We start from the raw sequence: 11,025 nt of genomic DNA, 5'->3' as shown, positions 1-11,025 counted from the left end.
AAAAAAAAAAAAAAAATGCAACCAAACATGTCGGTTGCATTTCAAAACCAAGGTAACCAAACTAACTAAATTATAACCAAATAATTTATTTTTAATATCAACAAAACTAGAAATGATAGCGTTTAAATGCTTCAATGGCCGAATAATCAGCCAATCCCAAATCATGATATTTTTTTGCTGTTAATATATTTCTATCTTCTGCGCGAACCCAAAACTCTCTACTATCATCCCCTTGAAACATCACTCCATCTTTTTGAGATTGATGATAAAAAATAGCATGACGTTTTTTAAGTACTTGATCTGGACTCATTGGCACTGCCATATCAATTTGATATACTTCCCATTCATGCCAAGCACCTCGGTATAACCATACCCAACAATCGTCCATATAACTATTGTGTTTCAATCGTTCTAAAGATTCAAACAAACTATCCAAACAAACCTTATGAGTTCCGTGTGGATCGGCTAAATCTCCTGCAGCATAAATTTGATGTGGTTTTATATCTTCAATAAGATCACACATAATTTTTATATCCGCTTCAGTAAGATTACCTTTTTTAACAGTACCTGTTTCATAAAAAGGCAGATCAAGAAAATGGACATTGCTATCTGCTACTCCTAAATATCTGGTAGCTCCCAAAGACTCACTTCTTCTGATTAAACCTTTTAATTTTCGAACTTCAATAGTATCAATATCATTTTTAGATTTGTTCTTTAAAAATTTAATGATGTCATCCGACTCACTTGAAACTGAATTTAGAACCGTAGAAACTTCGGCAAATTTCAATGCTTCTTCATTAGAAACGGCAATGTTTCCCGAGGTTTGATAGGCTATATGAACATCATGTCCTTGTTCTACCAATCTATCAAAAGTTCCTCCCATCGAAATAACATCGTCATCTGGATGTGGACTAAAAATGATTATGCGTTTTTGCTCAGGAGTAGAACGCTCTGGTCTATAGGTATCATCTTCATTTGGTTTTCCTCCAGGCCATCCTGTTATAGTATGCTGCATCTTATTAAACATCTTTATGTTTAAATTGTATGCAGTTCCTTCTTCGGCCAGCAATCCTGACATTCCATTATCATTATAATCTTTGTCTGTCAACTTAAGAATTGGTTTATTAGTCAATTCATTTAACCAAACTACTGCTTTAAGTTTTAACTCTTCAGTCCAAACGCATGATTTTACTAACCACGGAGTTTTTACTCTTGTTAATTCAGACGAAGCTTCTGTATCTAATACAAAAGTGGTATTATTATGTTCTTGTAAATAAGTTGCAGGAACTTGAGAAGACATTTCTCCTTCAATAGTACTTTTAAGAACATCTGCCTTACTAATTCCCCATCCAAGAAGCACAATTCTTTTAGCATTTCTTACGGTTCCAATACCCATCGTAATGGCTTTTCTTGGAACATTATCAATTCCTAAAAAGGAAGGTGCTGCATCTACACGGGTCAAATGATCTAGTGTAATACTTCTTGTTCCAGAATTGATATGCGATCCCGGTTCATTAAATCCTATATGCCCAGTTCTTCCAATTCCTAAAAGTTGGAAATCTAATCCGCCATAAGATTTAATCTTCATTTCATAATCGATACAATATTGTTGCAATTCCTCATTACTTACTTTTCCATCAGGAATATTAATATTTTCGGGAATGATATCTACATGATTAAAAAGATGTTCATGCATAAAATAATAATAACTCTGAATATTATTCTTATCCATAGGATAATACTCATCTAAGTTAAAGGTCACTACGTTTGCAAAACTCAAACCTTCTTCTTTATGCATTCTAACAAGCTCTTCATACACTTTAATTGGTGAAGATCCGGTGGCTAATCCTAGAACACAAGGCTCTTTTAATTCTTCTTTTCTCTGAATTAAATTTGCTATTTCTTGAGCTACTAACACTGAAGCTTCTTTAGAGGAATCAAAAATCACATTGTGAATTTTCTCAAAACGTGTTTCTTCAAATTTTCCTGCTTCTTTAAAACTTATGCTATTTTTATAACTTATACCTCCTTTAATCATCTATCAGAAATTTAATTAATATGATAAAATTAAATATTTGTTAGTTGTTCAAATCAAAAATTCGACAAATAACCAGTAGGCTTCGGCAAAGGACATAATTACAAACTTTAGTTCTACTGAAAATGTTATAAAAAAGAAAACTGATGAAACAAATTACTAAAGCAAAACACAGATAAAACATATTTTTTTAATGTTCGTAAGTACTTATTTAAAAGATAAATTCGAAATTAATTTCTTTTTAGAATAGAGATAAATGATGCTTTGAGCTTTCACACAAATACCAATAAATCCAAAAATTTAAATTACTTGCAACTATTTCATTTAACTTATTTTCAACACATTAATTACCTCTAGCTTTAATTTAAGAAAAGCAGATTCAATAGATAGAATTATTAAAAACGAATTACATCCAATGGGTACTAATTAATAACATTATATTTGCACCTTTACCAATACTATGAGCTTTACACTACTTTCTTCTCCCCTACAAGGATTTACCGATTTTCGTTTTAGGAATGCACAAAACAAGCTTTTTGGAGGAATAGACACTTTTTATTCTCCTTACATTCGCTTGAATGGAAAGCTAGAAATAAAAGCCTCTTATGAGCGTGACCTACTTCCTGAGAATAATATGGGTTTAGAAGTAATTCCGCAAATTATTACCAACGATGCAGAAGAATTTTTATTCGTTGCCAAATATGTTCGAGAATTGGGTTACAAAGAGTTGAATTGGAATTTAGGTTGTCCATATCCTATGGTTACAAAATCTGGAATGGGATCTGGTTTAATTAAAAACACGAAAAAAATCAATCATATTCTAGAAAGAGCACATTCTGAATCGGACATTATCGTTTCGATGAAGATGCGCTTGGGTTATGATACTACCGAAGAAATTCTGGATGTTCTGCCCATTTTAGACAAATATCCACTTAAAAATATTGCTATTCACGCCCGCATTGGCAAACAATTGTATAAAGGAGGTGTCAATCTGGATGCGTTTCAACTCTGTATCGACAACACGATTCATAAATTGTACTATAATGGTGATATTACTTCGGCAGCTAAATTTCAGGAAATGCAACAACGCTTTCCTACCATTGACCACTGGATGATTGGGAGACGATTGATTGCTGATCCGTTTTTGCCTACTATGATAAAAAGTAATACAACGGAATATCCTAAAAACAAAATGGAATTGTTCCGTGAATTTCACGATACTTTATATGCCATTTATAGTGAGTCGCTATCAGGACAAACTCATATTTTATTGAAGATGTACCATTTATGGGAATACTTCTCAATCACATTTTCGAATCCACATAAAGTGTTGAAACAAATCAAAAAAGCACAGAGTATTCGGAATTACGAAGCGGCTGTTACTGCCATTTTCAAAAACGAAAAATGAGATTTCCAATTTCCTGAAAATCTCATTTCTAATTATTATTTCTTAGAATACTAGCCTTTAATCCAATTTACGATTTCAGCATCATTAGGTACTGTTTTTGAATAATATATTTTTACCAATTCGCCATTTTCATTGATTAGGTATTTTTGAAAATTCCATTTTACGTCACTATCTTGCAAACCGTTTTTCGATTTTTCAGTCAAAAATTGATACACTTCGTTCATATCTTTCCCTTTCACTGAAATTTTACTCATCATAGGGAAAGTTACCCCATAATTCAACTGGCAAAAAGTAGCAATTTCTTCATTAGTTCCTGGTTCTTGCGCTCCAAAATTATTAGCAGGAAAGCCCACAATCACGAAACCTTTGTCAGCATATTCTTTGTACAAAGCTTCTAATTCTTTGTATTGCGGTGTATAACCACATTTTGAAGCCGTGTTTACAATCATAATTTTTTTGCCTTTTAGTGAAGCAAAATCAAATATTTTTCCAGATAAATCTTCTACTTTAAATTGATAAATGGTTTGTTTCTCCATAGCTGATTTATTTTGAGCTTGACTTTGAATTGTAACTAAAAGGAAAATTCCACAGGCGATATTAAATACTTTTTTCATTGGATTATTTTTTAAAGTGAAACAATTAAAATTAAATCAAAAGTTGATATTCTACTTTTGATTTTTAAGAACAAACCTATGAGGTTTTGAAAATCTAATAGGTTTCAATATAATAAGAACAAACTTATGAGGTTTTGAAAATCTAATAGGTTTCAATATAAAGTCTATCAGGGTAAAATTAAAAACCCTTCATTGTTTTACTTTTTATAATATTTCCTGTATTTTGGATACGTAATCGCTCCTAGTAAAGCTATAGCTGTCAATGATTCCCATATCCAACTTAATGATTTTGCTTCTCCACTTGCATAAGAGTGCAATCCTACTAGGTGGAAGTTTACTCCAAAATAAGTAAACAAGATAGATACGAATGCAAAAACACTCATCAGGTTAAATATCCATTTTCCTCTTAATGAAGGTACAAATCGAGCGTGAATCACAAAGGCATAAACCATAATACTAATCAATGCCCAAGTTTCTTTTGGATCCCAACCCCAGTAACGACCCCAACTTTCGTTGGCCCATTGTCCTCCAAGGAAATTACCAATAGTTAGCATAACCAAACCAACAGTCAAAGCCATTTCATTAATATAAGTTAACTCTTTGATGTTCAGTTTCATTTTGTCTTTGTTTTTTTCATTGGTAAACAACATCAGCAACAAAGAAACTACTCCCAGAATCATTCCCATAGCAAATGGTCCATAACTCGCTACAATAATCGCTACGTGAATCATTAACCAATAGGAATTAAGCACGGGTTGCAAATTGCCAATCTCAGGGTCAATCCAATTCATATAAGCTGCCGATAAAATCATCGCCGAAACAAAAGCAGATGAAGCCACAGTAAGCTTGGATTTTCGGTCGAAAGCCAATCCAAAAAACATTGTTGCCCAAGCCACATAAATAATAGATTCATAAGCATTACTCCAAGGCGCATGTCCAGAAATATACCAACGGGCTATTAAAGCAATTGTATGCAGAACGAAGAACAAACCAATAATAATATGCATCGTATTGATTGCATAATCAAATACTTTTCTTTCTTTAAAAATTTTCAGAATGGTAAAAAAGAGCATTATTATTGCAGCATACAAATACCAAAAAGGTAATTTTTGGAAAACATCGTATTTATTATATAAGATTTCCGAAGTAATTTTTTCTTCGCTTGGTCTCACTCTGCTTCCAAATTTTTTCTGAAAACCGTTTATACTTTCCACTAACTCATCAGCCTGTTTATAGTTTTTGGTAGCAATAGCATTGTTCAAAGCTCCAAAATACAAGGGAAAAATACTTGATGTGTATTTTGCCTCCATTCCTTTTATACCTGAATTTACCAATTCTGGGTAGGAAACCCACTTGTTGTTAGTGTCATCAGGAATTGGGAAAATTTTCAAAATACTTCCGCTCAGTGCGGCTTCCATCAAATTCACTTTTTTATCAGTTTCGATAAAATCTTTTTCAAATTGATTGGGATTGGCATTTTTGTAGGCTGCATCTAAATAGGATGCCAATTTATAATTACCTGTCTTGTCAAAAAAGTTTAAAAACGATGCGAATTTTGTATCCTTATCAATACCAATAATCTTTCGAATACTGTCGTTTCCAGGCTTGATATAGATCATTGGAATTTGAATCCAGATGTTTCCATCTTGTGTCATCGACAAAAACACTTGATCCGAATTCATATCATTATAAGTATCGCTATGACTTACTTTTCGCAAAAGTTCTGACGAAAAAGTATTGATAGGTTTCATTCTACCTCCAGCATCCTGAACAATTAATCTTCCAAATTTGGCCGCATGAGATTCTGTCACTTTGTTTTTATTGATTATCGAATCTAACTGTTTTACGGTTAAAATTTGATTATTATGATTTTGGGCGAAAGCACCAAAACTCATCAACAAAACAAGTATTGTCAATAAACTTGTTTTTTTCTTTTTCACTACTTCCAGTTTTCGTTTCAAATCAGCAAAGCGAGAATTCTTGGTAAAAAGAATCGCAACCATTGCAAAAAACAACATAAAATAACCAATATAAGTAATCAAAGTTCCCCAATAATCATGATTTACAGACAATACAGTTCCTTGTTCATCTGGATCAAATGAAGATTGAAAGAAACGATAGCCTTTATAATCCAAGATATGATTCATATATATTTTATAATCAAAGGGTTCAGTTCCGTCTTGAATCGTAACTTGGCTTTCAAATGAAGAAAAACTTCTTTCGGTTCCTGGGTATTTTTGAGCAACAAAATCATTCAATTTTATACTAAAAGGTAAGGTGTAAACTTTATTCCCGTAAAGCAAGGTATAATCTAATTTTCCAATTTTCACTGTTTTTGATTCTCCCACTCTACCTTTTGTTCCAATTAATGTTACCATTTTTTCTTGACCGTCAGCTGATAATTTTACAATTAATGCATCATCAGCACCCTTGGCTCTATAATTATTTGTTGATTCATAATCTAAAACTCCTTTTGCAGCTGGTTCAGGAAATACAACTCTCATATCACCTATCGTGTACAAAGAACGCATCATCAAAGGTTGAACAATATCCTTAGTCACTTTACCTTGCAACTTATCTGCCATTCGCATAAACTCCCCTTCGAATGGCGTTTGAATTGTTGAAGTGGTATCTGTCAAAGTAATATTTATTGCACCAACTGTATATTTATTTAATGAAAAAAGCACATTGTGGATGTTTTGAACAACTCCCTCTTTCAAGAAATGCTCCACCCTTCCTGCTTCACCAGCTTCAACAACTTTAAAATACAAACTTCCTTTAGAGTCTGGTTTTATAACTTGTTTTGCTCCCATAATAAAATTTTCATACTTCACTTCGAATTTTGTGTTGTCAAAATTATTAGAAATAGAAAAATTATTATTGGTTACAGGTGAAAGACGCAATGCTTTTTCGAAAGTTCTACGCTTCATTGAACCTTGATATTGTCCATCTACAAAAAGAGTAAGGTACATTTTATCAGAATAAAATACATTTTCAGTAGCACCTTCACGAATGGGCATCATTCCTTCAAAGCTAATATAACGTGTTACAAAAGCACCTGCAATAATGAAAACAAAAGCCAAATGCAGCATAAGAGTTGCCCATTTTTCTTTTCTTAATAAGTTATATCTCTTGATATTTCCAATGAAGTTTATCATAAAAAGCAACATCATTCCTTCGAACCACCAAGCATTGTATATCCAAATTCGAGCAGTATCTGTATTGTACTTGCTTTCGATGAAAGTTCCTGCAATCATTGCAACTGCAAAAGTCAAGAAAAGAATGGCCATTAATCGTGTAGAAAACAAAATGGAAGTCAATTTTTTATTCATCTGTAAGAATTTACGTTTTTAAATTGTAACGCAAAAATAACGAATTTAGTTTGGTTCTAAACTAGATTTCGACAGAATTTAAGGAATTATTAAGATGAAATGTGAGATATTTCAATTTATATCAAATCAAACTTTACTGCCATTTTAATAAGATAGACTCGTTAGCTTACATAACCTTATTTTTTTTAACCCAGCAACGAACTACAATAAAAAAATTTAGTTTCAGGAATAATAATCCCAAACAAATTAACTTTTTTTCGATAATTTAGCCGAATGATTAAAATAGTACTAATCGGTTCCGGAAATGTTGCTCAACATTTGGTAATGGCTTTCGCCAAAAGCAATGAAATTGAAGTTATACAATTATTTTCAAGGCAAAAGAACAATCATTTCCCTCTACTCGATTCATCTAAAATTACTAATGATTTTAACAATCTTGTCGAAGCTGATTTATATATTATTTCCGTTTCAGATGATGCTATTGCCGAAGTTTCCTCAAAATTACCATTCAAAAATCGCCTTGTAGTTCATACTTCAGGAAGTGTTCCATTGGGTTCTTTGGATAAAAAAAACAGAAGAGGCATTTTTTATCCGCTCCAAACTTTCACTAAAAACAAAGCTGTTGATTTTAGCCAAATCCCAATTTGTTTAGAAAGTGATAATGAAACCGATTTTGAATTATTAGAAAAAGTAGCACAATCTATTTCTAACAATACTTTTAAAAGCGATGAAAAACAACGAAAAGCATTGCATATTTCGGCGGTTTTTGTCAATAATTTTGTAAACGAAATGTATCGAATAGGAAATGAAATTTGCGAAGAAAATAAAGTTCCGTTTGAAATCTTAAAACCATTAATTTTGGAAACTGTAAACAAAGTAATGACACTTTCGCCAAAAGAAGCACAAACTGGTCCAGCAAAACGTAACGACAAGCAAACAATAGAAGCTCACTTGGATTTTTTATCCGATGAAAATCACTCAACAATTTATAAAATACTAACCCAATCTATACAAAATAATGGCAAAGAGTTATAAAGAAATAATGAACGAAATCACCACATTTATTTTTGATGTTGATGGCGTACTTACTGATAGTTCCGTTTTTGTAACCAATGAAGGCGAAATCCTCCGAACGATGAATATTCGAGATGGTTATGCAATGAAAGCCGCTGTAGAAAGTGGTTACAATGTTTGTATTATTTCTGGCGGAAGCAACGAAGGTGTTCGAGTACGATTGAGAAATTTGGGAATAACTGATATTCATCTTGGAACGTCTGACAAAGTTGAAACCTATAAAGAATATATAGAATTGTATGACATTAAACGGGAACAAGTTTTATATATGGGCGATGATATTCCTGATTATCACGTGATGCAATTAGTAGGATTGCCTACTTGTCCGCAAGATGCTAGTCCTGAAATTAAAGGAATTGCAAAATATATTTCGCATAAAAATGGTGGAAAAGGTGCTGTGAGAGAAGTCATCGAACAAGTGATGAAAGTGCAAGGAAAATGGGCAATGCACTTTGACGGAAAATTGGATTAATATTTTTTTAAATAAATGCTTAAAATTTTAAAACTCATACGTTACCAAAACCTATTAATGCTGGCATTTATGCAGCTTATTTTTAGATATGGTTTTTTGAAATTACAAAATATTCCATTAGCTTTACTTGATTGGCAATATGGATTGTTAGTTCTATCAACTGTTTGTATCGCTGCTGGAGGTTACATCATTAATAATATTCTTGATGTTGAAACAGATTTAGAGAATAAACCTGAGAAAGTAATTATTGGTAAAACAATTTCCGAAACTAAAGCATACAATTTCTATATTTTTTTCACCATAATTGGCGTTACGATTGGATTTTACCTATCAAATGTAATTAACAAACCTGGTTTTGCTTCCCTTTTTATAATCATTGCTGCAACACTTTATTTTTATGCCACAAGCTTGAAACAAAGTTTACTATTTGGGAACATCATCGTGGCTTTCTTGCTTTCGTTAAGTGTTTTGATCATTGGAATTTTCGATTTATATCCCGTGACTTTTGAAGAAAACAAACCCATTATGGGATTGCTATTCGGAATACTTTTAGATTATGCCATTTTTGCTTTCATCATCAATTTTATTCGGGAAATCGTCAAGGATTTAGAAGACTTTGAAGGAGATTTGAACCAAGGAATGAACACTTTACCAATTGCTTTCGGAGTAAATAGAACTGTAAAACTTGTCTTTGGACTGAGTTTTATTCCTATAATTTGTATCATTTATTACATCAATCAGTATGTTTTTGCGAGTGGATTATTTATAAGCACAATATATGGATTAGCATTCATTTTAGCTCCACTTATTTATTTTACCATTAAAATTTGGAATTCGAAAACCAAAAAAGAATTTCACATCCTAAGTATGCTCCTAAAATGGATTCTCTTTTTCGGTATGCTTTCGATAGTAGTGATTAGCCTAAATATGAAACACAATGCTTAAGAATAAATTAAAAAAATACAAGCTGATTCTAGCTTCAGGTTCACCAAGACGCCAGCAGTTCTTCAAAGATTTAGACTTAGATTTTGAAATTAGATTAAAAGAAATTGAAGAAGTTTTTCCTCCAGAATTAAAAGCCGAAGAAATCACTAACTATTTAGCTGAATTGAAAGCCAGTGCATTCGAGGGAGAATTGAAATCTAATGAAATCCTGATAACCAGCGATACCATTGTTTGGCACAACAACAAAGCTTTGGGCAAACCAAAAGACGAGCAAGATGCTTTTGAAATACTAAAATCATTATCGAATGCCACTCACGAAGTAATCACCTCAGTTTGTCTTAAAACAGACATAAAAACTTCACTAATTTATGAAGTTACAAAGGTTACTTTCAATGAATTAAGCGATGAAGCTATTCGTTATTATTTAAAAAATTACAAACCATTCGACAAAGCTGGAGCTTATGGTATCCAGGAATGGATTGGTTTTGTTGGCGTTTCAAAAATTGAAGGTTCTTATGCTAATGTTATGGGAATGCCTACTGACAAAGTCTTTGAGTTTTTGAACAATTTAGACTAAAAAATAATCTTTAAAATATGGTAATTATATAAATATTACCAAAAATAATATAACTTTTACTGCCCAAATAAATATCATATTTGTATAGTACAAATTATATAATTTACCGAAAACTTTCATCTGGCGAAATAAATAACTTCACTTCTATAAAAGCGAAAAAAATGTATTGGCACAGTTATTGAATTTATATATAAAATAAACAATTCTTAAATTAAAATTTAAAACAATGAAAACATTAAAATTAATTGCGTTAGGAGTATTTCTTTTCGTGTCAAGTTTGACACAAGCGCAAGTTTCAGTTAGAGTAAATATAGGAACACCTCCTGTTTGGGGACCAACAGGGTATTCAAATGTCGAATTTTATTATTTACCCGACATCGAAGCTTATTATGACATTCGAGCTTCTCAGTTTATATATATAAATAATGGAAAATGGTTTCGCTCAAGAAATCTACCAGGAAGATATAGAAACTATGATTTGTACAACGGTTATAAAGTTGTTTTGAATGATTACCACGGCACAAGCCCTTATACCTATTTCAAAAATCATAAAATAAAATATTATAAA

General features: G+C 32.0%; 9 protein-coding genes. 6 read left to right on the top strand and 3 right to left on the bottom strand.

The annotated features are described in order from the left end of the window. Nucleotides 1-106: 106 nt before the first annotated feature. On the bottom strand, nucleotides 107-2,038 hold the full coding sequence (nagB, locus tag PHC28_RS10235; protein ID WP_300099605.1) for a glucosamine-6-phosphate deaminase: 1,932 nt from the start codon (nucleotides 2,036-2,038) through the stop codon (nucleotides 107-109). Nucleotides 2,039-2,495: 457 nt separating this feature from the next. On the opposite strand from nagB, the gene PHC28_RS10230 reads away from it, so the two are divergent. Further along, nucleotides 2,496-3,443, top strand: coding sequence for a tRNA-dihydrouridine synthase (locus PHC28_RS10230; protein ID WP_300099602.1), 948 nt, complete (start codon nucleotides 2,496-2,498; stop codon nucleotides 3,441-3,443). A gap of 50 nt (nucleotides 3,444-3,493) precedes the next feature. Here PHC28_RS10230 and PHC28_RS10225 read toward each other — a convergent pair whose 3' ends face one another. Both PHC28_RS10225 and ccsA read right to left on the bottom strand, forming a co-directional pair. Then, nucleotides 3,494-4,057, bottom strand: coding sequence for a glutathione peroxidase (locus PHC28_RS10225; RefSeq protein WP_300099599.1), 564 nt, complete (start codon nucleotides 4,055-4,057; stop codon nucleotides 3,494-3,496). Nucleotides 4,058-4,254: 197 nt separating this feature from the next. Next, the gene (gene ccsA, locus PHC28_RS10220; RefSeq protein WP_300099596.1) at nucleotides 4,255-7,389 is read right to left on the bottom strand and encodes a cytochrome c biogenesis protein CcsA; all 3,135 of its coding nucleotides are present in this window, start codon (nucleotides 7,387-7,389) and stop codon (nucleotides 4,255-4,257) included. Nucleotides 7,390-7,662: 273 nt separating this feature from the next. Here ccsA and PHC28_RS10215 point away from each other — a divergent pair, with 273 nt between their 5' ends. From PHC28_RS10215 to PHC28_RS10195, 5 genes are all read left to right on the top strand, one after another. Next, nucleotides 7,663-8,424 (top strand): DUF2520 domain-containing protein, encoded by a 762-nt coding sequence (locus tag PHC28_RS10215; protein WP_300099593.1) that lies wholly within the window; start codon nucleotides 7,663-7,665, stop codon nucleotides 8,422-8,424. After that, a complete protein-coding gene (locus PHC28_RS10210; RefSeq protein ID WP_300099590.1) occupies nucleotides 8,408-8,935 on the top strand; it encodes an HAD family hydrolase in 528 nt (175 codons plus the stop codon). The genes PHC28_RS10215 and PHC28_RS10210 overlap by 17 nt, the downstream gene beginning before the upstream one ends. Before the next feature lie 15 nt (nucleotides 8,936-8,950). Then, nucleotides 8,951-9,880, top strand: a complete 930-nt coding sequence (locus PHC28_RS10205; protein ID WP_300099587.1) for a geranylgeranylglycerol-phosphate geranylgeranyltransferase — start codon at nucleotides 8,951-8,953, stop codon at nucleotides 9,878-9,880. Then, a complete protein-coding gene (locus PHC28_RS10200; protein WP_300099580.1) occupies nucleotides 9,873-10,457 on the top strand; it encodes a Maf family nucleotide pyrophosphatase in 585 nt (194 codons plus the stop codon). Before PHC28_RS10205 ends, PHC28_RS10200 begins: the two co-directional genes overlap by 8 nt. A gap of 226 nt (nucleotides 10,458-10,683) precedes the next feature. Then, nucleotides 10,684-11,025 (top strand): hypothetical protein (locus PHC28_RS10195; RefSeq protein ID WP_300099577.1); only part of this gene is annotated, 342 nt, incomplete at its 3' end.

The organism is Flavobacterium sp. (assembly GCF_028712645.1).
Classification (GTDB): domain Bacteria; phylum Bacteroidota; class Bacteroidia; order Flavobacteriales; family Flavobacteriaceae; genus Flavobacterium.
This window is presented reverse-complemented; position numbering and strand designations above follow the sequence as displayed.

Bases quoted from the DNA above. Each gene is read 5' to 3' on its own strand.
- PHC28_RS10205 (WP_300099587.1), top strand. From the start codon at position 8,951: ATGCTTAAAATTTTAAAACTCATACGTTACCAAAACCTATTAATGCTG.
- PHC28_RS10230 (WP_300099602.1), top strand. From the start codon at position 2,496: ATGAGCTTTACACTACTTTCTTCTCCCCTACAAGGATTTACCGATTTT.
- PHC28_RS10200 (WP_300099580.1), top strand. From the start codon at position 9,873: ATGCTTAAGAATAAATTAAAAAAATACAAGCTGATTCTAGCTTCAGGT.
- PHC28_RS10225 (WP_300099599.1), bottom strand. From the start codon at position 4,057: ATGAAAAAAGTATTTAATATCGCCTGTGGAATTTTCCTTTTAGTTACA.
- nagB (WP_300099605.1), bottom strand. From the start codon at position 2,038: ATGATTAAAGGAGGTATAAGTTATAAAAATAGCATAAGTTTTAAAGAA.
- PHC28_RS10210 (WP_300099590.1), top strand. From the start codon at position 8,408: ATGGCAAAGAGTTATAAAGAAATAATGAACGAAATCACCACATTTATT.
- PHC28_RS10215 (WP_300099593.1), top strand. From the start codon at position 7,663: ATGATTAAAATAGTACTAATCGGTTCCGGAAATGTTGCTCAACATTTG.
- ccsA (WP_300099596.1), bottom strand. From the start codon at position 7,389: ATGAATAAAAAATTGACTTCCATTTTGTTTTCTACACGATTAATGGCC.